At 60.2% G+C, this 23,991-nt stretch carries 20 protein-coding genes and 4 pseudogenes; 17 read left to right on the forward strand and 7 right to left on the reverse strand.

All coding sequences use genetic code 11. The annotated features are described in order from the left end of the window. Positions 1–200 precede the first annotated feature (200 nt). Both DEIPE_RS19275 and DEIPE_RS19280 read left to right on the forward strand, forming a co-directional pair. A complete protein-coding gene (locus tag DEIPE_RS19275) occupies positions 201–863 on the forward strand; it encodes a DUF6766 family protein (protein WP_015231259.1) in 663 nt (220 codons plus the stop codon). A gap of 230 nt (positions 864–1,093) precedes the next feature. Beyond that, positions 1,094–2,077, forward strand: a complete 984-nt coding sequence (locus DEIPE_RS19280) for an IS110 family RNA-guided transposase (protein ID WP_015231260.1) — start codon at positions 1,094–1,096, stop codon at positions 2,075–2,077. Between the two features lie 173 nt (positions 2,078–2,250). Here DEIPE_RS19280 and DEIPE_RS19285 read toward each other — a convergent pair. Continuing rightward, positions 2,251–3,009, reverse strand: a pseudogene (locus tag DEIPE_RS19285) (IS4 family transposase); the annotation flags it as partial. A 38-nt stretch (positions 3,010–3,047) separates the two neighbouring features. On the opposite strand from DEIPE_RS19285, the gene DEIPE_RS19290 reads away from it, so the two are divergent. Further along, positions 3,048–3,245: a hypothetical protein gene (locus DEIPE_RS19290; protein WP_041231780.1), complete on the forward strand. Its 198-nt coding sequence runs from the start codon at positions 3,048–3,050 to the stop codon at positions 3,243–3,245. Between the two features lie 19 nt (positions 3,246–3,264). Here DEIPE_RS19290 and DEIPE_RS19295 read toward each other — a convergent pair whose 3' ends face one another. The 4 genes and pseudogenes from DEIPE_RS19295 to DEIPE_RS19310 form a co-directional block, all read right to left on the reverse strand. Further along, positions 3,265–3,921, reverse strand: a complete 657-nt coding sequence (locus DEIPE_RS19295) for an IS3 family transposase (RefSeq protein WP_015231262.1) — start codon at positions 3,919–3,921, stop codon at positions 3,265–3,267. A 120-nt stretch (positions 3,922–4,041) separates the two neighbouring features. Next, a pseudogene (locus DEIPE_RS23340) lies at positions 4,042–4,948 on the reverse strand (IS5 family transposase). After that, positions 4,930–5,928 (reverse strand): annotated as a pseudogene (locus DEIPE_RS25425) (MFS transporter). The pseudogenes DEIPE_RS23340 and DEIPE_RS25425 overlap by 19 nt, the downstream one beginning before the upstream one ends. Positions 5,929–6,113: 185 nt before the next feature. After that, entirely contained in the window at positions 6,114–7,016 is a 903-nt protein-coding gene (locus DEIPE_RS19310) for a proline iminopeptidase-family hydrolase (protein ID WP_015231265.1), read from the reverse strand. Positions 7,017–7,229: 213 nt separating this feature from the next. Between DEIPE_RS19310 and DEIPE_RS19315 the strand changes: the two genes are divergently transcribed. The 8 genes from DEIPE_RS19315 (at position 7,230) to DEIPE_RS19350 (ending at position 15,945) form a co-directional block, all read left to right on the forward strand. Further along, positions 7,230–7,994, forward strand: coding sequence for an IclR family transcriptional regulator domain-containing protein (locus tag DEIPE_RS19315; protein ID WP_157449140.1), 765 nt, complete (start codon positions 7,230–7,232; stop codon positions 7,992–7,994). A 53-nt stretch (positions 7,995–8,047) separates the two neighbouring features. Beyond that, positions 8,048–9,553 (forward strand): ABC transporter substrate-binding protein, encoded by a 1,506-nt coding sequence (locus tag DEIPE_RS19320; protein ID WP_015231267.1) that lies wholly within the window; start codon positions 8,048–8,050, stop codon positions 9,551–9,553. A gap of 9 nt (positions 9,554–9,562) precedes the next feature. Then, on the forward strand, positions 9,563–10,486 hold the full coding sequence (nikB, locus tag DEIPE_RS19325) for a nickel ABC transporter permease (protein WP_015231268.1): 924 nt from the start codon (positions 9,563–9,565) through the stop codon (positions 10,484–10,486). Position 10,487: 1 nt separating this feature from the next. After that, entirely contained in the window at positions 10,488–11,348 is an 861-nt protein-coding gene (locus DEIPE_RS19330) for an ABC transporter permease (RefSeq protein ID WP_015231269.1), read from the forward strand. After that, positions 11,348–13,297 carry a M14 family zinc carboxypeptidase gene (locus DEIPE_RS19335; protein ID WP_015231270.1) on the forward strand — a complete coding sequence of 650 codons (1,950 nt, stop codon included), beginning with the start codon at positions 11,348–11,350 and terminating at the stop codon, positions 13,295–13,297. The genes DEIPE_RS19330 and DEIPE_RS19335 overlap by 1 nt, the downstream gene beginning before the upstream one ends. Before the next feature lie 199 nt (positions 13,298–13,496). After that, complete coding sequence (gene pxpB / locus DEIPE_RS19340) at positions 13,497–14,165, forward strand: 5-oxoprolinase subunit PxpB (RefSeq protein ID WP_015231271.1); 669 nt, start codon at positions 13,497–13,499, stop codon at positions 14,163–14,165. Next, complete coding sequence (locus DEIPE_RS19345; protein ID WP_041231894.1) at positions 14,165–15,181, forward strand: 5-oxoprolinase subunit C family protein; 1,017 nt, start codon at positions 14,165–14,167, stop codon at positions 15,179–15,181. Before pxpB ends, DEIPE_RS19345 begins: the two co-directional genes overlap by 1 nt. Beyond that, a complete protein-coding gene (locus DEIPE_RS19350; protein WP_015231273.1) occupies positions 15,178–15,945 on the forward strand; it encodes a 5-oxoprolinase subunit PxpA in 768 nt (255 codons plus the stop codon). Before DEIPE_RS19345 ends, DEIPE_RS19350 begins: the two co-directional genes overlap by 4 nt. A 76-nt stretch (positions 15,946–16,021) precedes the next feature. Here the strand turns inward: DEIPE_RS19350 and DEIPE_RS23350 are convergent. Next, positions 16,022–16,204, reverse strand: a pseudogene (locus DEIPE_RS23350) (Y-family DNA polymerase); the annotation flags it as partial. A 21-nt stretch (positions 16,205–16,225) separates the two neighbouring features. Here DEIPE_RS23350 and DEIPE_RS19355 point away from each other — a divergent pair. The 4 genes from DEIPE_RS19355 to topA are packed head-to-tail and all read left to right on the forward strand — an operon-like array spanning position 16,226 to position 21,360. After that, positions 16,226–17,650, forward strand: a complete 1,425-nt coding sequence (locus DEIPE_RS19355; protein ID WP_041231895.1) for a DEAD/DEAH box helicase family protein — start codon at positions 16,226–16,228, stop codon at positions 17,648–17,650. After that, positions 17,650–18,888, forward strand: a complete 1,239-nt coding sequence (locus DEIPE_RS19360; protein WP_015231275.1) for a DUF790 family protein — start codon at positions 17,650–17,652, stop codon at positions 18,886–18,888. The genes DEIPE_RS19355 and DEIPE_RS19360 overlap by 1 nt, the downstream gene beginning before the upstream one ends. 12 nt (positions 18,889–18,900) lie before the next feature. Continuing rightward, positions 18,901–19,290, forward strand: a complete 390-nt coding sequence (locus DEIPE_RS25610) for a DUF7079 family protein (protein ID WP_015231276.1) — start codon at positions 18,901–18,903, stop codon at positions 19,288–19,290. A 21-nt stretch (positions 19,291–19,311) separates the two neighbouring features. Further along, positions 19,312–21,360, forward strand: coding sequence for a type I DNA topoisomerase (topA, locus tag DEIPE_RS19370; RefSeq protein ID WP_015231277.1), 2,049 nt, complete (start codon positions 19,312–19,314; stop codon positions 21,358–21,360). Between the two features lie 230 nt (positions 21,361–21,590). Here topA and DEIPE_RS19375 read toward each other — a convergent pair whose 3' ends face one another. After that, entirely contained in the window at positions 21,591–22,982 is a 1,392-nt protein-coding gene (locus DEIPE_RS19375; protein ID WP_015231278.1) for a serine hydrolase domain-containing protein, read from the reverse strand. Between the two features lie 78 nt (positions 22,983–23,060). Here DEIPE_RS19375 and DEIPE_RS25320 point away from each other — a divergent pair, with 78 nt between their 5' ends. Further along, positions 23,061–23,306, forward strand: coding sequence for a PDDEXK family nuclease (locus tag DEIPE_RS25320; protein WP_281168018.1), 246 nt, complete (start codon positions 23,061–23,063; stop codon positions 23,304–23,306). Continuing rightward, entirely contained in the window at positions 23,303–23,812 is a 510-nt protein-coding gene (locus DEIPE_RS19380) for an endonuclease NucS domain-containing protein (RefSeq protein WP_281168019.1), read from the forward strand. Before DEIPE_RS25320 ends, DEIPE_RS19380 begins: the two co-directional genes overlap by 4 nt. Positions 23,813–23,991: the final 179 nt, after the last annotated feature.

Below are 23,991 nucleotides of genomic sequence, written 5' to 3' on the forward strand. Positions count from 1 at the left end.
CTGAACGCCCCGTCAAGCCGTCCCACAATGACCAAGAGATAATTTGAACACCTTCTGCCCCGCTGTCCCGCTGGTCATCATCTGACGGCATGCAATTCGTGCGCCTTCAGGTTTCTGGAACAATTTATTGACATTTGCCCGTTCCGAATCAAGCGCATGCCATAAAGTTCCACACAAAAATCCTTATACCGGAGGCGAACATGAAGCGTTACTGGCGTGAAAATAATCTGAGCATCGTCATGACCATCATCTTTCTTCTGCTCTGGATTGGACAGTCCCTGGCGGGCTGGGCAGAACTCAATACGGAACGCCAAGACCACGGCGGAAATCCCCTCACCTACGCGCATTACCTCGGCACCGCGCACTTCTGGGAAGCCACCACCGAGAACTGGGAAAGTGAATTTTTGCAAATGGGCGCATACGTCCTGCTGACCGTGTGGTTGCGACAGAAGGGCTCCTCAGAGTCGAAGAAAGTTGATGAGGAAGAACCCGTTGACGAAGATCCCAACACGGCCCGCAGTCGTCCAGACGCACCTGGCCCCGTTCGTCAGGGTGGAATGATCCTGCGGCTTTACCAGAACTCTCTGTCCATGGCATTCTTCGCGCTCTTCGCGGTATCGTTCGTGCTGCACGCGATCAGCAGTTTAAAAGAACACAATCAGGAAGCATCAGCGCACGGGAGTGAACTGCAAACACTCGGGGAGTATCTGCAGTCACCCACCTTCTGGTTCCAATCACTTCAGAACTGGCAGAGCGAGTTCCTAGCGGTGGTGAGCATTGTCGTACTGTCCATCTGGCTCCGCCAGAAGGGCTCGCCGGAATCCAAGCCAGTTGCTGCGCCGCATTCCTCAACCGGTAAATGAACTACAGGGTGTACACAATCAACGCGAGTGCTTCGATCCTGACTACTCTTTGTAAGTTAGGTATGGGACACGACGTGGCAGACCGAACTACTCTGGGTGCCCAAAACCGGTTTTGAGCAAGCGTCGCCACGTCGCCCAGTCCCGGCCCCAAAGCCCGTACAGCTGCGTGAATCTCCAAGTTCGTTTCTGCAAGGTTGGGTTCGGCCGGAACACGTCCCGGGAGGTCCTATATGACGAACCCGGAACTCTTCGTCGGTATTGATGTTTCCCAGGCGCGTCTCGATGTCGCCCTCCACCCCTCTGGGGAGACCTTCCATGTCACCAACGACGAAGGCGGCTTTGAGCTGCTCTGCACCCGCCTGGCCGCGTTGTCGCCTACGCTGATCGTCTGTGAGGCCACCGGTGGAATGGAGCGCCCAGTCGTGCTGGCCAGCACGCTCGCACACCTGCCCATCGCGGTCGTGAATGCTCGGCAGGTCCGCAATTTTGCAAGAGCGACAGGCCAGCTGGCCAAGACCGACCGCCTCGATGCCCTGATCCTCGCTCACTTCGCGCAGGCTGTGCGGCCAGAGGTGCGCCTTGTCCGTGACGAACAGATCCGTCATCTTGAAGCGCTCGCCGTTCGGCGCCGGCAAATCGTCACGATGTTGACGGCAGAACGAAACCGGCTGGGGGCCACCCACGATCAAGGCGTCCGAATTCATATCGAACACTTGATTGCCCACCTCCAAACGCTCCGCAAAGACCTGGACCGAGAGTTGTTGGACGCAGTGCAGGCTCACCCAGCGACACAGCACCGCTTCGAGCTGCTGTGCAGTGCGCCAGGGATCGGTCCAGTGGTCGCTCTGACGCTCCTCTCAGCGTTGCCGGAACTTGGCATGCTGTCCCGAGGGCAGGTTGCTGGGCTGGTGGGGGTCGCCCCACTCAATCGGGACAGCGGACGAATGCGGGGAAGACGCACAACCTGGGGTGGCCGGGCAGAAGTCCGCACCGCGCTGTACATGGCAACCACCGTCGCCGTGAGGCACAATCCAACCATCAAGGCGCACTATGAGCAACTTGTCGCCAGGGGGAAACCAAAGATGGTGGCACTGATCGCCTGCCTGCGAAAGTTCGTTGTCCACTTGAACGCCATGATTCGAGCTGATGAACCGTGGCGCGACCAGCCCGGCGTAGCAATGAAACCCGATGAGTCGGTCGGTAGCATAAGCTAGAGGAGCCGACTTCGAAGTGAGCCAACAGAGCTCGTGCCGGTCCGACACGGATCCTTGTTCGAGGTCGGCATTTTGTGTTGTCAATAGCTTGAGCGGGGCGTTGGCGTTTGGCGACCACAGGACACGTCCTGTGGTCGCCAAACGCCAACGCCCCGAAGGATTCACCTTGACATTCAAGACAGCTGCTCAAAACGTGGCATGAGGGCTCCGAGAGCGCGCCAGGACGCAGGCGAAGGATGTTGCAGGAGGTCTTGCAGGGTGTCGAGGCCGAGCCGGAAGACGCTGATCTGGTTGTAGCCGTGCTTCTTGGCCTTCAGGTGCTGCCTGGCCGCCTCAAGCCTTCCGGTGAGGCAGGCCCATACAAAGGCAAGCGAGACGGCCACCAAGAGGGTCGAGACACGGGCCGCGTTCGTTAAACCCGTGTCTTCGATGTTAAAGCCTCGGGATTTCAGCGCCGAGTGCAGGTTTTCGCATTGCCACCTGTGGGCGTAGCGAACCAGATTCTTGCGGCCCCAACCACGATAAGCCAAGTACAACATTTCGCCAGCCGCGTTTTTGGTGGCCAGAACACGGAGGCGCACCCCATAAACCAGCGACGTGGTGTGCCACACACGCAACTCGCCGCCCTTGAGCTTACGAAAGCAGGCCCACACTGGGACACCGTTCAGTGGGGAATCAGCGCGAAGTCGAATGCAGGGGGCAATGCCGTGCTGATCGAGGAAAGCGAACCAGCCCTTGCCCACGAACTCCCACACTCCTGCGATGTTGCGCTCACCCCGCACAGCCAGCAAGCGTTGCAGGAGCGCTTTCCGGTCGGTTTGCGCGCTGGCACCACCGTGTGGGAGCAGGGACCAGAGCAGCGGGAAGCTGAATGACTGCCAGGTGGCGGACAGCAGCAGGATGTTCACGTCTTTCTTCCCCAGCTTCCAGTTGCGGGCAGGCGTCCTCAAGGGCGTCCGTTCTGCCCAAGATGGCTGAAATCGAATGGTCGGCGCTGGAACGACAGTGTCTGAAGCGGCGCATCGAAGACACCAAGAGCCTGGAGCGCGAAACCAAGGCGTGGCAGCAAGAGCGCAACGCTCGAAATATCACCGTGAACTGGCAGTTCAAGACCCAGGACGCACGCGTTAAACTCGCCCGCCTCTACCCCAAACTCGAACAGCCCTAGCTATCCCTGTGGCCTTGGACTAGTCGAGTAAAGCCAGATACGCGCCACTCTGGTACACCGAACCCTGATCGCTGTGGTGGATCAGCCCCGCCACGCTCCCCGCTCGCTGATTGCCATCTTCAATGCAGCACACACCAGCGGCGCGTCCGGACGTTACGACAAAGCCCAGCCCACGATCTTCCTTGAATACCCGTCGAGTACGCAGGCCAGGTACACGAAACCCGTCAGGACGTGCACGAAGGTGAAGTCCGCATGCCAACGGCTCGCCGGGACAGGGCCGCCCCGGTCGCGCCTCGATCCACACCTGATCCGGTCCACTGGGCACAATCTTCTCGTCCCGAAGCAGATTCGGAATGCCAGCCGCTGGAAGGCCAGGGGTGTTCTTCTTGCGAGGCCTCACCCGGCACTGCAACTGGTGCTGCTTCATCACCCTGCGGACCCGCATGTGATTCACCTGCCGATGACGCCGACCGAGCTCATGGGTCACTCGCCGGTACCCGTAACCTGAGCAGTCGAGGATCACCTGCTCGATCTCCTGGCGCAGCTGGTCGTCATTGATTCCTTGAGTTCTTTCCCTTTTCAGGGTCTTTTGGTAGTGCACACTGGCGCGGTTCACCTTCAGCAACTGACATTGGCGGCGCACCGAGATTCCTGCCTTTTCGGCTGGCAGGATCATTTGCCGCCGATTGAGCCTGCCTCGGTTTTGCGTACTTTCAGTTACGCCGCCTCGCGTTCCCTGAACTGCTCGAATTCTACCGGGGTCTTGTAGCCCAACGTCTAGGGTGTGTCTGGCGGATCAGAGCCAGAGCATGATGGCAGCGAGATGGACGGCAGAGAGGAAATGCCGTCCGCGTTTTTCATAGCGGGTGGCGACAGCGCGGAAATCCTTGAGCCGATTGATACAACGCTCGACCACATTGCGGCCCTTATAGGCTTTCGCATCAAACCTGGGCGGCCGTCCACCCTTTGAGCCTCGTTTGAGCCGGGCCTTCTTGGCATCTTCGCGCTCAGGACAAACACAGCGAATGCCTCGGGCCCGCAGTTGACGTCGATAGCAACGTGCCCCATAGGCTCGGTCAACACGCAACGTGGTCGGACGTTTGCGGGGCCGACCTGGGACGTCCCGTGGGACCCGAATCTCATCAAGGAGTGGGACCAGAAAGGTTGGATCAGAAGCTTGGCCGACCGAAACCAGCACGGCCAGAGGACGGGCGAGTCCGTCACTCAGGACATGAATCTTGCTGGTGCGTCCCCACGACTGGATCCCAGCCATTCGTCTGCGATGAGCCCCTTTTTTCTGCTTTGGTAAGCGTTTTTCTTGCCCCTGTGGCACTGCGGTGCGCTTTGATGTGGGTGCTGTCCAAGGCGGCCCCTTCCCAGTCGATGAGGCCGTCTTGGTCAGCATGAGCTTGCAGGGTCTGAAGCAAACGGTGCCAGGTGCCGTCTCTCGACCAGCGCACGAACCGGTCGTAACAGGTTTGCCAGGAACCGTAGCGACGCGGAATGTCACGCCAATCGCCCAGCGGCCAAAACCGCTTTTGGCCGCGCTGTCAGGGCGAGTAGGGAGCGCCAGTTTTGAGGCGCCAGAGGATGCCGTTGATGACTTTGCGGTGTGGGTTGTAGGGCTGACCACGTCTCGGATTGCTCGGAAGCAAGGGTTCGAGCGCTGCCCACTGCGCTTTCGTCATGTCCGTCCGGTGCATCCCAAAAACCTACCTACTCCCCATGAGTTCCGCCAGACAGACCCTAGCGCGAAGACCGCAACGCAGCCCAGCAACGTCTGAAAGGATACGGTCAAGGCCATGCCGGCCAAGCCGAGTGCAGCGAAGCTCACCCCAAGAATCAGTACCAGCGGCGGCGCCAGCCACCGCTCGGCTTGCCGCAGCAATGGATACTGCAGCGCGATGGCCAGGCCAGCGTTCATACCGTACAGCCAAGGTATAGCCGCCTCTCCAGCGAGCGCGTTGCCTTTCAAGGTTACCGCGACATTCAGCTGTACCACCAGGGCGCTGTAGCCCATCATCAGCATGGTGAACAGGACAAAGCGGCGGTCGCGTGTCACCACGCCGAGTCCTGAGAGGCCACCTGTCGGTGAGGTCCCGTGGAGTTTTGGCAGGCTGAGGATCAGGAATACAAATGCGACGACATAAACTGATGCGGAGACCAGCGTGACTGTCTTGAAGTCAGACCGAATCAGCAAAGCCCCGAGCAGTGGGCCAATCACCATATCGAAATTGTCCGCTACCCCCATCAGGCTATAGGCTCATGTACGCCCGACCACGGATGTCAACACCACTACAGCCGCGTTTTTTGGTGCGTCAAACAGGCTGCCGCCCACCCCGGAAAGAACGGCGGCGGCGAGGAGCGCGGGGAAGTCATTCGCCCAGCCCATCGCGCCGAATCCCAATGCGCGCACCAGCAAGCCCGCCAGGATCAAGCTGCGCGGTCCAACCCGGTCAGCGAGGGCGCCACCAAAAACCGTCAGGCCCTGTTGGGTGATCTGACGCGCGGCCAGCACCAAGCCCACCGTGCCGGCAGCCCAACCCAGGTCGCGCACGTAAACGTAATGTACCGTCACGAGCGGTATGACCATGAAGAATCCGGCGTTCATCAAGAAGGTGGTGATGAGAAGCGCCGCGAGTCCGCGGGTTTTGGTGAGGTCAGACAGCTGAGGCGTGGTCAAGACAAAAAAGCGACTTTCGGTGGTGTTTCAAGTGAGGTGTAGGCTGCGGGTTTGTCCGTGATGGTCAGGGCACGCACACCGGGGGTGCTGTTGGAGGTACCGCTTGACGTCATGCGACACCCTGAAGCAGCTTGGATGACCACTGAGCGCTAAGGGTTCCATCGATGAAACGCAAAACCTCGCATTCAAGGGCGAGCTACCCCTTGCTGCTCGACCTCGTGGATAAACTGCTCGAGTGCACCGAAGTAGGTGTTGGCGTCATCCCACATGCTGAGATGACTGCCGTTCTCGCAGATGGATACTGTGGCGTTCTGCATGCGTCGGCCCATTTCCTGAATGTCTGCGGGGTTCATGCTGTCATGCCGGCCGACGGACAGCAGGGTCGGTACGGTGATGCGGTGTAGGTCCTCCCAGCGGTTCCAGTCTTTGAAGTTTCCGGACACCACGAATTCGTTGGGACCTTGCATGGTGTTGTAGACTGGAGTCGCGAGGTGACTGAACATGCGTTGCACGGGTTCCGGCCAGGGCACTACGCGGCAGATGTGCCGGTTGTACAGCGTCATCAGTAATTCCTGGTATTCAGGATGGTCGAGTTCGCCGCTCGTTTCGTGTTGCTTCATACGCGCAACGTCTTCCTCGGGAAGTTGTTCGCGCAACTCGTTGATGTAGGCGACGTATGAGGCGATGCTGGCCGTCATGTTGCTGACGATCAGGCCTTTGAGGTGCGTTTGATATTTGAGGGCGTACTCGAGAGCGAGCATGCCGCCCCAGGAGTTACCGAAGAGGTAGAACTGCTCGAGACCGAGGGCTTGGCGTACCTGCTCGACTTCCTCCCGGAAGCGTTCGACGGTCCATAGGCTGGGGTCGTCAGGCTGATCAGAGTAAAACGAGCCGAGCTGGTCGTAGTAGTAGAAGGTGTATTTGTCGGGAGAGAGCCACTGTTCGAAGCACTCGAAGTATTCGTGGGTGCAGCCTGGCCCGCCGTGGAGCAAGAGGAGCGTGACCGGTCCGTGTCCGACTTTCTTTGTCCAGACGTGATACTGGCCGTCGACTTGAACGCGTTTGACCGGGTCGTTGTGGCGGGTCATGGTGCACTCCTGACGTGCCGAGTGGCTGAAGAAGGGCTTCCTGGCGCGGCGTGTGGCGATGGGCGGGCTTGTGGTGTGCAGCTTTCAGGACGAAGAGATCAGTTGATAGGGGTGGTCGTTTGCATCTTCGGGGTGCTGTGTTTACAATACTCTCAACTCAACAAGAAGTGGAACAAGGTTCCATAAATTGGAACCAGGAAGGATGGGTGCTTTCTGAACAGCACTGTACTCAAAACATTGAGCCTCCTTGAGCTGTTCACCAACCATCCATCACTGAGCCTGCAACAAATCAGTGAACTCGCTGGGCTGCCCAAAGGATCCGCGCATCGACTCGTGACGACCTTGCAGGCAGCTGGCCTGCTTCAACGGGCCACCAACGGACATTACATGCTCGGTTACAGCTTCCTGCATTACGGAAACCTGGTGGCTGAACGCGTGAACATCCGCCAGCTCGCCCTGGCGCCCATGCGCACCCTGCTCGAAGCGACAGGAGAAGCCGTCAGCCTCGTGCTGCAGGACGGTACCGAAGCCATCTACGTCGAACGCTTCGAAAGCACCCAGCCCGTACGCACCTACACGCGAATCGGACGACGCGCACCCTTGTACGCTGGCGCCTGCCCACGGGCCATTCTCACCTTTCGAACGGACCAGGAGATTCACGCTTATCTGCAAAACGCGCCGCTTACACCCTACGCGAGCGGCACCATCACCGACCCCACGACTCTCTGGCAGAAAATACTCCGCGACCGCACCACTGGCTTCACCGTCAGCTACTCAGAACTCGAAGACGCCACCGCCGGCGTTGCAGCCCCCGTCTTCGCAGCCAACGGAGTCGTGGCTGCCAGCATCAGCCTCTCCGGACCTGAATTCCGCTTTCAACAAGAACGCATTCCGTTCCTGGCCCATCAGACACGCCACGCCGCCCAACAATTGTCAAAGCAACTTGGAGCACCCACGGCTCCCTCTACACTCGTTTGAACGCCCCGACAGCCCGAAACGCCTCACCTCTTACCCCAACCCGGAGGAACGCCATGAAAGCACTCAAACCCTTGCTGCTTACACTCACCCTCGCCGTCGGCGCCGCTCACGCTCAGGGCACGACCCTGACCGTCGCGACCGGCCAGGATCCGCAAAGCTGGGACCCGATCGACACGTTCCTGATGGCCTGGGGCCAAGTCGGACACAACATTTACGACGGGCTGGTCATCCGCAGCCCCGACCTGAAACTGCAGCCGGGACTGGCCACCAAATGGACCGCGCTGAACAACAACAAAACCTTGCGCTTCACCTTACGCAAGAACGTGAAATTTCATAACGGTGAACCCTTCAACGCTGCTGCCGTGAAGTTCACCTTTGACCGCCTGCTGGGCCCCGAAGGCAAGAAAGGTCCGCAACAAGCCAACTACAACGCCATCAAAGAGGTCAAGGTCATCGATCCATACACGGTGGACTTCATCCTCTCGCAGGCCGATCCGGTCCTGCTCACCAAACTCGCCGGGTACGGCGCGATGATCGTTCCTCCCAAGTACCTCAAGGAAAAAGGCGAAGATTACTTCAACACCCATCCGGTCGGCACCGGACCCTTCAAATTCGTTTCCTACAAGAACGGCGAATCTCTGAAACTTCAAGCCTTCAAGGAGTACTGGGGAGGCGCGCCCAAAGTCGACAACCTCACCTACCGCTTCATCGAGGAGCCTTCGACGCGAGTTGCGGAACTGCAAGCGGGACGCATTGATATCGCCCAAGGCATCCCGGTCAGTCAGGCAGAAACCATCAAGAAGAACAACAAGCTGGTATTGCAGGCAGTGGACAGCCCGACGGCCATGAGCTTGCGTTTCAATACCAGCAAAGCCCCCACCGACAACCTCAAGGTGCGTCAGGCACTGAATTACGCAGTTGACCGTGAAGCCATCATCAAAAGCATCCTGCAAGGCTACGGTACGCCCATCGCTTCACTGCAAGGTGCCAAATCGTTCGGGTACGATCCGAATCTGAAACCTTACCCGTACGATCCCACCAAAGCCAAGCAGCTGCTGCAGGAAGCGGGAGTGAAGCCCGGCACGACCATCGGCATTGACTTCGTCGGTACTGACGCGGTATTCCGTGAAGTCGCGCAGGCTGTCGCGGGATTCTTCCAGGCCGTGGGGCTCAAACCCGAACTCAAAACCTATGAAACCAACACCTTCTACAGCGACATCATCCCGAAAAACAAAACCAGCAACGCCTACCAGATGGGCTGGGGAGGCTGGACGTTCGACTTCGACAACACGGCTTACCTGCTCTACCACAGCGGACAGTTCTGGAATCCTGACTATAAGAATCCCGCGATGGACAAGTTGCTCGACGAGCAGCACAATCTCAGCGACCAAAAGAAACGCCTCACCATCCTGCGCAACGTCGCCAAAATGACGCATGATGAAGCCATCGAAATTCCGCTGTACAACCAGCAGGATTTGTGGGGTGTCGGTCAACGCGTACAGAACTTCAAAGCACCGAGTGATAACCTGCTGAACCTGAAAAATGTCAGCGTGAAGTGACGCTGCCTTATGGCCAAGTACCTCCTCTCCCAGTTCCTGCAAGCGGTGCTGGTCATCGTATTCGTGACGCTGGTTGTCGCGGTCATGCTGCGCTTCTCCGGAGATCCGGCCGTCGCCCTCTTCCAGGGGGCTTCGGCCCCCTCGGAAGAAGAACTGCAGGAAATCCGCCAGGCACTCGGTTTGAATCAGCCATTCCTGACGCAATACGGCAATTTCCTTTCCGGGCTGCTGACCGGCAACCTCGGAATCAGCTTTCGCAGCAAAACGGCCGTCAGTACCTTGGTCTGGCAAGCCATGCCACCCACCTTGCTGCTGGCCCTGACGTCCCTGCTGATCTCCATCCTGATTTCTCTGCCGCTCGGTATTTACGCGGCAGTGCACAAGGGCCGCTGGGCTGACCAGTTCATCCGGATGTTCTCGTTGCTGGGGTTATCTTTCCCGAATTTCTGGCTGGGCATCATGCTGGTCCTGATTTTCGGGGTGGTCCTCGGCTGGTTGCCGCCGTCAGGGTACGAGAGCGCCCTTTCACTGATTTTGCCCAGCGTCACCCTCGGCTTGATCCTCACGTCCACCACCGTGCGGTTGCTGCGCGCTTCACTGCTCGAAGTGCTCGGCAGTCAGTACGTCACCGTGGCGCGCAGCAAAGGCCTGTCGGAACGCCGGGTGCTTTATAAGCACGCGCTGCGCAACACCGCCATTCCGGTGATCACCTTCATCGGTTTGCAATTCGGTGGTCTGATCGGCGGTGTGGTCGTTGTCGAGCAGGTGTTCGCCTGGCCAGGCCTGGGGTCGTTGGCGCTTCAGGCCATCGCCAATCGTGATTACCCGGTACTGCAAGGCACCGTCACGGTACTGGCCGTCATGGTAGTGCTGGTGAATTTCCTGGTGGACCTCTCATACGGCTGGTTCGATCCGCGCATCCGGATGGAGTAACATGACGCACCCGACCACCCCGCCCCTCAAGGCACGTCGCCGCTTCACCGGCTGGAAAGCAGATTTGATTTTCGGTGCGTTGCTCACCGGCACGATTTTACTGCTGGTGCTGTTCGCCAACCTGCTGTTCCCCGCCGGAGGTGACGTCATGGACCTCAATGCGCGCCTGCAACCCCCGACGTTCAGCGGCACGCATCCGCTGGGGACTGATCCGATCGGTCGTGACGTGCTCGCCCGCGTGGTGTATGGAGGACGTATTTCATTGATTGTCGGTCTGGTCTCGGTGGCGCTGTCCGCCTTGCTCGGCTCTCTGATCGGACTGATCGCCGGTTACTACCGCGCTTCGCTCGGTTCAATTCTGATGCGTCTTGCGGATATTCAACTCGCGTTTCCTTTTATTCTGCTCGCCATCACCGTCATCGCAATCATCGGACCGGGGTTATGGAAGCTGATTGCCGTGATGGTTCTTTCGCAGTGGGCGCAGTACGCGCGACTTGTGCGGGGTGTAGTGCTCTCCCTGCGAGAACGCGAGTACGTGCAGGCTGCGCATGCCCTCGGCGCGAACAACGCCCGCATGATGTTCCGCCATATCGTTCCGAACGCCATCGGTCCCATTGTCGTCCTCGCGACACTGAATGTCGCGAACAACATCCTGCTGGAATCCGGCTTGACCTTCCTGGGGCTGGGTGTAGATCCACAAGTGCCCTCCTGGGGAGGCATGCTCGCTGACGGTCGCACCTACCTGCAAAGTGCCTGGTGGGTGTCGGTCTTCCCAGGAGTGGCCATTACCCTGACGGTCCTCGGCTTCAACCTGCTGGGCGACTGGCTTCGTGATCATCTCGATCCGCACGGAAGGCGGTGATGGGCATTCAACCCACGGACTTCAACCCAGAACAACTTACGCTTCAAGGCGCGCAAGACGAACTGAACGCCCAATCTGTCAGGCTGCCTCGTCACGCTTCACGGGGGGTACGCACCGAATGGGAGCAACACTTTCCCTGGGAAGGCCAGCGCCTCCTCGAACAGCTTCAGACGCTGCCAACTCCCGATCAACCGGTCCGTGTGCTGGCGTACGTCTCGGAATCACCAGAAATTCGCTCGTTCCTCAAGGCCGCCATTACCAGCACCCTGCAGGCCCGCGGAGTGCCGTGCAGCGCGCAGGTCCGCAGTGCGTACAAGAGTGCGTACTTCTGGGTGACTGAAGAACTCCGGCCTATCTGGCGGCGCGCGCAGGCGGACCGCCTGACGCTCACGTACCCGCAGCTCAGCAACGAAAGCCCCGGGCGTTTCCTGCAGGAACTCTACCCGCTTGCGGCCGTGCTGGAACGCGAAGGACTTCACGGTGAGTACCAGCCTGCTCACACCCCGCACCGCACGTACCAGGCGATCCTCTGGCAGGGTGACCGGGAAGTCTGGCGAGGTGAATGTTTCGTGCCGCTGCAGTCGCGCGTCTCGCCGGACGGCAGGAACGTGCTAGGTCCCACTGGCTGGCTCAGCGTGCAGTCAGGCACCCGGCAGTTGTACGACGAACGCATCGCCACGGATGGTGAGTTGTTCTGGGACTGGTACTGCGCCACGGTGATTCCACGCGTCCTGCAGCTTTCCGATGAACGCGCTGACGGGCTGGTCTTCCAGAATTTATCCGTCAGCGCGCATCTCTCGGAACCCGATTTCCCGCTGGAAGTGCTCGAGGAACGCGTCAGCATGACCGAGGCCCTCACGGAGGAAGTGTACTTCGGTACGCTGGACGCCTTGAAACGACATACGCAGACACCAACGGCGGCGCGCACCCTCACGCCGGGCAGGATCGTACCCATCGTTCACAACACGCCCGGGCAGGAAGGCCGAGTACGCGTCGTGCTGACCGAGTGGAGTGAACGTCCGCTGGAAATCCAGGAGCCACCCCGCCTGGACAGTTCATTGCTGGACGAGCCGTTGACGCTGCTCGATCGACCCTGCCCACCCACGCACATCTGGGCGACCGCGCGTCAGCTGGCCAATCAGCATGGCCTCGACTGGCACATCCCGGCAGCCAGCGTCGATGGTCGCCCAGTACCGACGGTCATCCGGTCCGGTCAGGTCACACCCGACGGCATCATCGTCACGGCTGGCCAGCACGCCAACGAAACCACAGGTCCAGTGGCCGCCCTGAAGTTCATCGCCGCACTGGCAGCCAGCGAGGTGAATTTCGCTGTTCTCCCACTCGAGAATCCTGATGGCGCGCACCTGCACCGCACGTTGATTCAGCTCGCTCCAGACCACATGCACCACGCGGCACGTTACACCTCGCTTGGTGATGACCTGGAAGCCCGGGTACGCCAGGGACAACCCCGCTGGGAAGCGCGTGCGCGCGTGTGGGCTCAGCAGGAAGTACACGCGACTCTGCACCTCAATTTGCATGGTTACCCCGCGCATGAGTGGGTGCGGCCATACAGCGGTTACGCGCCGCATGGCTTTGAATCGTGGGCCTTACCCGCCGGATTCCTGACGATCATCTGGTACTGGCCTGGGCATCAGGCGCAAGCGCGAGCCCTGGCAGAAGTGATCGCTGGGCAGCTGAAAGAACAACCAGACATTGCCCGACATGCGGAGCGCGCCTCACACATCAGCTCCACGCATTTGCTGCAGCCGCACTACGAGCTGATTCACGGGCTACCATTCATCCTCAGTGAACAACCCGCCGCACTGTGCCCCCTCACCGTGATCACCGAAGCGCCAGATGAGACCATTTACGGTGAGTTGTTCCGCATGTTCGTCAAAGCGCACCTGACCGTCTGCCAGGCTGCGCTGGATTATCACACGCAACCATAGCGAAACTCCACGTCAGCAGAAAATCCGCATAGGTCATCTGACACGAAGCTCCTCTTTTACCGGCGCTTTCGTCTGGCGTGGCGTCCATGCACCCCGGCACAAGAGGCGCGGCAAGGACCACTTGAATTTACCTCGACGTTCCCCATCCACCCCACCGCCCTCACAGCAGGAATTACCCAGCTCCAGCGAATTGCGACCCGTGTGCTACCCCCTGGGGGAAGTGGCACAAGTCGTTGATTTCGGCGGGCCGGTCAGTGACCTTAAACGTCAAACGATCCTCAGCCTCATGCAGCACTTACAAGCCCAGCCGTTTTCGGGCTTCACCGAGTGTGTTCCTGCCTACACGACCCTGACGGTTTACTATCAAGCGACCGAAATTGCCGGGCGTGACGTGCGTGCCGACCTGCTCACCCGGCTTCACTCGCTTACTCAGCTCACGCGCACTTCAACGACGCGCGTGGACATTCCCGTGTGTTACGAGCAGCCCTGCGCGCCCGACCTGCTTGACGTGGCCGACCACTGCCAAATGACCCCAGCGGACGTCATCGGGTTGCACGTTAAGACCGAACACCAGGTGTTGTTCCTGGGATTCGCACCCGGCCTGCCATACCTCAGGTCCCCATCCAGCACCCTGAACCTTCCCCGCCGAACAACCCCCCGACTCTCAGTTCCGGCAGGATCAGTGGCCATCGCCAACGGATACACGGTCATCTATCCATTCGAGACGCCCGCCGGCTGGCACATCATCGGACGAACTCCCGTGAAGCTCTTCAAGCCTTACGCAGCACGCACCACCCTCTTACAGCCAGGCGATCAAGTGCGGTTTATCCCCATATCCTACCGGGAATTCCAGGAGTCCCCGTGGTGATGCGCATCATACGGCCTGGGGTGCTCACCACCCTGCAAGACACCGGACGGTACTGCATGCAACACCTCGGTGTTCCCATCGGAGGCGCCATGGATGCCTTCGCCCTACGAACAGCAAACCTGCTGGTCGGCAACACCAAAGATGCCGCTGCGTTCGAGGTGACCTTAGGAGGTTTGAGCGTCTACTTTGAAGAAGAAGCCCTGATCGCCGTGACCGGTGCATCCCTCCCCGTTCGCATTAATGAACAGCCTGTTCCCAACTGGCGTCCAGTCCGAGTGCCCGCAGGAAGTACCCTGAAACTTGATCGTCCCAACCGGGGATGCCGGGCGTACCTGTCCGTCGCTGGGGGAGTGGACGTGCCACTCGTGCTCAATGGTCGTGGTACGTGCCTCCGCGCGAACTTCGGCGGTCATGAAGGACGCGCCCTCAAGCAAGGTGATGAACTGCGGGTGGGAAACTCATCCCCGATAGCTCAACGCTTCTTGCACGACCTGCGTAACACTACGGCTGGCGCAGCCTGGACGAAATGGTTCATCGCGCAGCAGTTCCGGCCAGCCTACACCAACCGCCCAACCGTGCGCGCAATGATTGGGCCAGAGCATCGGTGGTTCACCGGGTCAGCAAGCCATGACTTCTTTGTGCATCCGTACCGAACCACACCGCAAGTAGACCGGATGGGCTACCGTTTACAAGGTCCTGAATTGACACTTCAGTCTGCGCAGCAGTTGTTATCGACTGCTGTTACCGCCGGAACGGTGCAAGTACCACCAACCGGACAACCGATCGTACTGCTGGCAGACGCTCAGACAACCGGTGGATACCCACGCATCGCGCAGGTCACTCAGGTGGACTTACCCCTCATCGCACAACTCCAACCCGGTGACCACGTGCATTTTCACTTGGTCGATGAAGATCAGGCCCGTCACGCCCTGCTTCAGCAGGAACGAACCCTCCGTTCTATTCAAACGGCAATTGCTCTGCACGCACACACACATTCTTCACGGGGGATTGTATGAGACCACTGGATCTGAACTGCGATATGGGCGAGAGCTATGGTCGTTTCACCCTCGGGCAGGATGCCGCAGTGATGAAGTTCATCACCTCAGCCAATATCGCCTGTGGATTTCACGCGGGCGACTTCAGTACCATGCGGCGCACCGTCGACCTCGCGATAGAGCATGACGTCGCCATCGGCGCACACCCGAGTTTCCCGGACCTGCAGGGTTTCGGCCGACGTGCGATGGAGCTGACCCCAGAAGAAGTGTACGAACTCGTGGTGTACCAGATCGGGGCCTTATGGGGATTCGTGCGGGCCGCTGGCGGCACTCTGAGGCACGTGAAACCTCACGGAATGCTGCACAACATGGCAGCTGTACAGCAGCCCCTGGCGGCCGCCATTGTCCGAGCAGTGCTGGCCGTGGATCCCACACTGCATCTGTACGCGCTGTCAGGCTCGGAAATGACACGCGCCGCAGAAAAACAAGGTCTGGCGGTTGCGCATGAAGTCTTCGCGGACCGCACGTACCAGCAAAACGGAACACTGACCCCCCGAACCCAACCGAACGCCATGCTGCATGACCCAGCGCTCGCCGTACAGCAGGTGCTCCACATGGTCAATGATGGAAAGGTCCGCGCAACCGATGGGGAGATGGTCTCGATCCGAGCGGATACCGTGTGTATTCACGGTGATGGTGAGCACGCCCTGGAGTTTGTGTCACACCTCCACACCGCGCTCATCCAACGGGGTGTGCAGCTGATCGCGCCAGGAAGACCGAAGTAAGCCCCACTGAACCGTCTTGAAGGTAGGTGAGTGGTCAGACGACCACGACTTCACGTTGAATTCGAGGCGCTCCACTGGCTTCATACGGAGCGGTGGTGACGACGCTATGCGGGCCTTTCCAGGCGACCGCCATGGCCTGGCCTTTCAGTTTTGGCTTGTCTCGCACTTCCACGGACGCGAAGAAAGCGTCGGCGTCGACGTGGATGATCTTGCGGACGTGACCTCGTTCTTGAGCGGGGCTACGGGCCCGTCCGTTCATTCTGTTGCTATCATAATGGATATGCCGCGTCCCCCAACGCTGCGCTTCGACCGCGGCACCCTCACCATTGACATCCTTCCCCCTGTGCTCACCAGCCTCTTCACCTGGGACGCCCGAACACAAACCAATCGCGCGCCCGCCCAGCAGTACCGCACCGTCATGGAAACCGCCCGCGCGAGCGGAATCAACATCATCGACAGCGCCGCCGACTTCGGGCCACTCGAACTCGGCTTCAGCCGCGAAATCACTCCGTACAAACACCAGCAGGAAGCCCTGAGCGCCTGGAAGCAGCAGGGGAGACGGGGTGTGGTCGTCCTGCCCACCGGCGCCGGCAAGACCCTCGTCGCGCAACTCGCCATGCGTGACACACCCAGAACCACCCTCATCCTGGTCCCCACCCTTGACCTGATGCACCAATGGTACTCCGGCCTTCTCGCCGCTTTTCCGGACGCCAACCTCGGCCTGCTCGGCGGAGGCAGCCACGACGAAACCCCCCTCCTCATCGCCACGTACGACAGCGCCGCCATTCACGCGGAAAAACTTGGGAACCAGTACGCCCTGCTGGTCTTCGACGAAGCGCACCACCTTCCCGCGGACTTCATGCGCGTCATCGCCGAGTACAGCATCGCCCCGTACCGCCTGGGTCTCACCGCCACCCCCAAACGCAGCGACGGCCGTGAAAAAGACCTCGACGACCTGATCGGTCCTGTCGCTTACCGCCGCCTGCCCGAAGAACTCCAGGGGCACACCCTCAACGAGTACCAGGAAGTCAAGATCCTGGTGAAACTCAGCCCCAGCGAACAGAAACGCTACGCAGAACTGATCCAGACCCGCAACAAATTCCTCGCGAAGGCCGGCATTCAACTCGGCAGCCTTGACGGCTGGAAGCAGTTCATCGCCTCGTGCGGCACTCCCGAAGGACGCCGCGCCATGCTCGCGCACCGCGAAGCCCGCAAACTCGCGTACGGCACGGACGGCAAACTCCGCGTCCTCGAAGAACTCCTGCAGCAACACCTGCAGGAACGCACCATCATCTTCACGGACGACAACGCCACCGTGTACCGCATCAGTCATGACTTCCTGATTCCCTGCATCACCCACCAGACCCCCGTCAAAGAGCGCCACAAGCTCCTCGAAGCCTTCCGGAAAGGCGAGTACCGCGTCATCGTCACCAGCCGCGTACTCAACGAAGGCGTCGACGTCCCGGAAGCCAGCATCGCCATCGTCCTCTCCGGCACGGCCACCGAACGAGAGCACATCCAACGACTCGGCCGCATCCTGCGCAAAGTCACCGGTAAGAAAGCAGTGCTGTACGAACTCGTCACGGAAGGCACCAGTGAAGAGCACGTCAGTCAACGCCGCCGAGGTCAATTCCAGCAAACCGCAAAACAACCCCGCACGACCTTCGCGTATGACATTCAGGAAACCAGCTGGGAGAACCTCTGATGCTGCCCACCGAACTGCTCAGCTTCAAAGTCGAAGCGGGCATGCTGACCCCCCGCAAGCTGCCCAACAACGACAAGAACCGCAGCCTCGCCAAAGCGCTGATCGAGCTGTACGACTTCAACGTCGGTGAACGCAAACGCACCCTCAACGAACTCCTCTCGCAACTCGAAGAAGGCCGCAGTGACTTCAAGGTCATCCGCGGACTTTCTCACCTGCTCGCGAGTGACCACAGCACCTTCGAAACCCGCGCGAAAACCGAACCCGCCCGGATTCGCGAGAAAGTCTTCGCGCTCGCGCAGCACAGCCCGCCCAGCCGGATACGACGGCAGGTGGTCCTCGAGCAGGCCGCGACGGAACTCAGCGATCACGACACCACCCTCAGCGCAGAAGACATCCTCGATGGTTTGTACGCGGACCTGCCGGAGAACCAGGAACTCGTGGCGTTCCAAGCCCCTGAAGTACAAGCACTGATGGACCGCTATAACCTCGCGCAATCCCAGGGAGCACTGTACCGCGCGTACGAACTCGTCATCACCGCCCGGCGCAACGAACCCGCCCGTTACAAACAACTCTTCAAGTACCTCAAGCTCTTCGGGTTGATGGCCACCGTGGAAGGCGACGCCGATTACGGCTTCACGATCGTCCTGGACGGACCGACAAGTCTCTTCAAGCAGAGCACCCGCTACGGACTCAGCATGGCGAAATTCCTGCCGGCCCTGCTGCACGTCACCAAATGGGACCTCACCGCCACCCTGAAACCCCGCAAGGACCTCGCCTGGATCGAATCCAACGATGAAGAATGGCGTTTCGAACTCACCAGCGAAAGCGGTCTGGTCAGTCACTACAAGGAAGAAGCGGACTTCGATAGTGCCCTCGAATCTGCCTTCGCGGAACGCTTCGAGAAAGCCAGCTCTGACTGGATTCTCGAACGCGAAGTGGATCTCGTCCCCGTCCCGGGTGGTGTGATCATCCCGGACTTCCGGCTGGTGAAAGACGACCGCGCGGTGCTGCTGGAAATCGTCGGGTACTGGCGTCCGGATTACCTCAAGAAGAAATTCGCGCTGCTGAAGAAATCCGGTCGTCAGGACGTCATCATCGCCGTCAGTGAACGCCTGAACCTCGAGAAAGCCGGCGTGGACCCCAGTGAATTTGAAGGCCGGGTGATCTTCTTCAAAGGCGTGCTGCCACCCAAGGACGTGCTGGAAGTCGCGGAACATATTGCCCCACCCCGCATCTGATGAAATGAACGCATGCGCGCACGCGATGGACTGTCCCCGGAAGATCGACGGCGCTGCCAGCCAGTATGGACCGCCTTGTCGGAGTTGTTCCTGGATACCGAACTCAGCGAAGCCGATGATCGGCACATCGCGTGTGTTCTGGCGAACTCCGGGTACAGCACCCAGGAACTCACGCACATCCTGTGTGACGAGGTCACGCCTGTCGTGGGCAGCAATCTCATCGCCCCCGCCGGCGTGTGGAGTGGCGTTGATGACGCGTGGCTGTCTGGGCAGGCTACACGGCAGACGCAACACGTTGCGTGTCCACTTTGGCTTCGCCTTCGGCGATGGTGGCAAAGGCGACTGGTACGGCCGGCGTGGCAGTGCGTCCTGATGTGCCTGCCGGAAGAAAGCGCGCGGTAAGGTGACGTGCCGGAAAGACGCATGCGTACCCTGGTGATCGTCGAGTCACCCAGCAAAGGCAAGAAAATCCAGAGCCTGCTGGGCAACGCGTACGTGGTGCGCGCCAGCCTCGGGCACATCCGTGATCTGCCCGCCAGCAAGAACGACGTTCCGGAACAATACCGAAGCGCACCCTGGGCGCGCACCGGCGTGGATGTCGCGGGGGGCTTCAAACCGCTCTACGTCATCAGCCGCAAGAAAGCCAAAGTCGTCAAGGAACTCCGCGAGGCCGCGAAGAACGCTGACCGCGTGCTGATCGCCACTGACCCGGACCGGGAAGGGGAAGCGATTGGCTGGCACCTCACACGCGTACTGAACCTGAAGGACGGGCAGTTCGCCCGCATGACCTTCACGGAAATCACCAAAGACGCCATCCACCAGGCCGCGCAGAACCCCAGGACGCTCGATTACCACCTGGTCGGCGCGCAGGAAGCCAGACGGCTGATCGACCGGCTGGTGGGTTTCGGTGTGTCCCCGCTCTTGTGGAATGTCATCGGATCCGGACTCAGCGCCGGTCGGGTGCAGAGTGCTGCCCTGAAGATCCTCGCGGACCGTGAAGAGGAACGCATGAACTTCACCAACGCGAACTACTGGCGGGTCACCGCGAACGTCATGAGCTCACCCTCCTTCATCGCGACCGTCACGCACGTACGCGAAAACCCCTTGGCGCTCCCACGAGACTTCGACGCGAACGGCACACTGAAAAACGACGTGCTGCTGATGACGACCGAGCAAGCCGCGCAGCTCAAGACGTACCTGTCACGGCAGACAGGTGTGATTGACAAGGTCACCACCACGCCCTTCACGCAAAAACCTCCCGCGCCCTTCACCACCAGCACCTTGCAGCAGGAAGCAGCCCGGCAACTGCGCCTCCGGGCCGAGCAGACCATGAAGCTCGCGCAGACGTTGTACGAAGGAGGGTACATCACCTACCACCGCACGGACAGCCCCAGCCTCTCAAGCGAAGCGCAACACGCCAGCCGTCAAGCCATTGAGCAGCAGTACGGAGCGCAACACCTTCCCGAGCGCGCCCGGCAGTACCAAGCGAAAGCAAAAAACGCGCAAGAAGCCCACGAAGCCATCCGGCCCAGCGGAACGGATTTCAAAACTCCGAAGGAAACGGACCTCAATGGTGAACTGCTCAGCGTGTACGACCTGATCTACCGCCGAACAATCGCCTGTCAGATGAACGACGCGCAAGGTGAAAAGACCGTGGTGGTGCTGCAGGCGGGAGTGGTGAAACTCCAGGCGACCGGGAAGCGCCTGACGTACCCGGGCTTCACCCTGGCGTACCAGGACGCGCAGGAAGACCTGGAAGAAGAGCAGACGCTGCCTTCCCTGCCAGCTGCCTCGCAGTACCCGCTGAAGGACGTCAAGACCGAGGAGAAACGCACCACCCCTCCCGGTCGGTACAGCGAAGCGAGCCTGGTTCAGACGCTGGAACGCGCGGGTATTGGTCGGCCCAGCACGTACGCGCAGATCCTCACGACCCTGCAGGCCCGCGGGTACATGCGACCCGCAGGTCGCCAGCTCGCGGTGACCTGGTTGGGGCTGCTGGTCAGCACGTACCTCACGGCCGCCTTTGACAACCTCGTGAGTAAGGACTTCACGGCGAAGATGGAAGCGGACCTCGACGCCATCGCGGAAGGAAAGCAAGGCCGGGTACCGTACCTGGAGGCATTCTGGACGAATGGCCTGGAACGCACGATTGCTGGTGCAACCAGACGAGCACCCATCCTCGGCATTCCGAAAGTACCCGGAGCGACATGCTCAGCCCGCGGTGGTATCCCGACACTCAGCCTGAACGGACGGCACGTCGTGCTTCCCGAGTCGCTCGCACCCGACGAGCTGAACCTGGAAGTCGTCGAGGCTGTCCTGGCCGGACATTGGAGTGCCTCTCCAGCCGGCCGGAAAGCGTCCTTCACATCTCGCCAGGCTGGTACACACCCAAAAACCACGTCCGGTAAGCGCACCACGACCAGGCAAGCCAAGCCCGGCAAAGCCAGGGTATCCAAGAAATCTACACCCTAAGCGGATCCAAATGAAAATGCCAGTGAGGCCAACTGAACAGCACTTCCTCATGCTCGAAAACCTGCGACCGCTCCTCTTGATGCCTGAAAATTACGCTCATAATCAGGAATCCCCGCTTGAACATCGAAAAGAAGCGCTCGACGAAAGCAGAACGAAGCAATCTCCCTCTACCAGCTTCACCCCTAGGACTTCCTCCGAGGAAGAAGACCCGCCAGGGCGCGCAAGGCACCTCAATGTTGCGGCACGTACACGCGACTCTTCCGCAACCAGCGCAACCGGCCATCCGGAAAACGCAGCACGTCCGCGCGCGTCCCCCGGTACGGTCCATCGACCAGTACCAGCTTGTCCGGCGCGTAAAAACGAGCTCGGTACGGCGGTTGAGGATCACTCGGAACGGACGCGATGCTGGAGTAATCCCCTTCAATCATCCGCAGCAGCAACCCCTCAGCGTCCGTTGTCACCTCAATCACGTCCCCCGCTCCGGCCATCACGTACCGCCCGACTAACTCATGAAGCACGTCAGCACTCACCTGAAGGTACTCTTCTTGCACTGGAACGAGGCCCAACAGGTGCTGACGAATCCAGCGGGTCAGTTCCGCATACACCGCTTCTCCCTGATCGCCATTGGTGAGGGCCACGAAGGCGAATCCTCGCTCGGGTACCAGCTGGAAGGTAGCCATCTGCCCGTTCGTCGCACCACCATGCATCAACGTCCGTACGCCGCTCTCGTCATGCACGAACCACGACACGGCCATCGCACGATCACCGGCTGCTGCGACGGTGGGTGTGTGCATCACCTGCATGCTGTCCGGTGACAGCAGTCGCGCACCACTTATGGCCGTGCCGTCCCGCAGGTGGAACTGAGCGTAGCGCAGCAGGTCACGCACGCTGCACGCCAGACCACCTGCGGCGTTGGCACTGCGTCCTAACCCCCACGGGCGGGCCACGACCGGCTCGCCTCCCTGGATGACGTGTCCCACCGCAAAACGCCGCGTCATCACTTCATCCGGAAAGAAAAACGAAGTATCGAGGCCGAGCGGTGTCAGCACCAGGTCCCTCAAGGCCGCTTCGAAGGTCTGTCGTGTCACGACTTCAATCACGCGTCCCGCCACGTAGAACGCGGCATTGTTGTACGACCAGACTTCCCCGAGTGGAGTTACCTGGGGGAGCTGCGCGACACTCAGCATCATGCGCGCCAGGGCATCATCACCCTCACCGGTATTCTCGAAATGATCCCCAGCCCATCCCGCCGTGTGATTCAGGAGTTGACGGACCGTCACGCGAGCCGCGACGTCCTGATCGCTCAGCCTGAAGTCCGGCAGGTACTCACGGACCCGGTCGTCCAATTGCAGGTCGCCGCGTTCCACGAGGCGCATGATGGCCAGCGCCACGAAGGTCTTGGTGACCGACCCGATTTGGAACAGCGTGTCCGGCGTGACAGGCAGCGGATGCTCGATGCTGGTCACACCGAAACTCAGTTCGTGCTGCCCGCCCGGGGTAAGCAGACCCAGCGTCACGCCAGGAACGGCGTACTGCGCCATCAAGCTGGTTGTGCGTTCAGCCAGGGCTTCAAGCTGCGTGCGATCGAGAGTCAAGGGCGTGACAGGCACAGGGTGGGTCATGAAACCTCCACGCGAAGCATAACCGACGTGAAAGGAGGGCGATCCGGCCTCGCCTGCTCGGGACGCTATCCTGTGCGGATGTTGCGTGACCAGCTGCTGCGGCCCACGCCCAATGAACTGTCGGACTTCCTGAACTTGCACCTGCGCGTCGGTGGCTGCCTCGTGCAGATCGCCGGGGAATGCGAAGTGCTCTACCACGGCCGCGCGATGAGCATGGCCGAAGCGGGAAATTACCTAGTAATCATCAAATGCGACGGCAGTGTCATGGTGCACGGCCCGAAAAGCGTGAAACCCATCAACTGGCAACCACGCACGGATGAATGAGCGCACGAACAGAGGAGGGTCGGTGTGTCCTGACTGCTTACCGGAAAAGCCCGGAGGAAACGGTCCGTGTCGCGTTCCTCGAGCCGAGCATCGCGATGGCGCTCGAACTGCAGGAAGAAGTCGGCTTCGTGCTGACCGGCAGCGAGAAAGACATGCAGAGTGCGCTGGCGAGGAATCCACAGTTGATCGAAGAGGGTTTGACGGTACTGGATCGCGAGCTAATCAGCAGCGTCGGTGACATCGATTTGTACGCGCGCGATTCCGAGGGACGTTTCGTGGTGGTGGAACTCAAACGCGGCAAAGCCACCCAGGAAGCCGTGCATCAGTTACAGCGGTACGTGCAGGCCGTGCAGCCTCTTGTCCCGAATGCTGTGCGAGGAATTCTGGCCGCTCCGGCGATCACGCATCCGGCGCGGGTGCAACTTGAACGCCTGCAACTGGAATTCAAGGAAATTCAGGCGCTCCCGAAACCCGAAGAGGCTGCTGCGCAACCCGCCTTGTTCTGAGCCCATCAGGCGAGGCGACGTTATGCTCGTTGACTGGCCTGTACGGCATGACGGACCGATTCTTCGATCGACGCTTTGAGGCGGACCTCGCGGTGACCTTATGACAGGACCGCACACTGGACTCGCCAGGGGCTGAAGGGACGTGAACGAAGGGTCAGGCCCTTCGATTTCCAACGCCC

Origin of the sequence: Deinococcus peraridilitoris DSM 19664 (assembly GCF_000317835.1) — a bacterium.
In the GTDB taxonomy this organism is placed as follows: Bacteria; Deinococcota; Deinococci; order Deinococcales; family Deinococcaceae; genus Deinococcus_A; species Deinococcus_A peraridilitoris.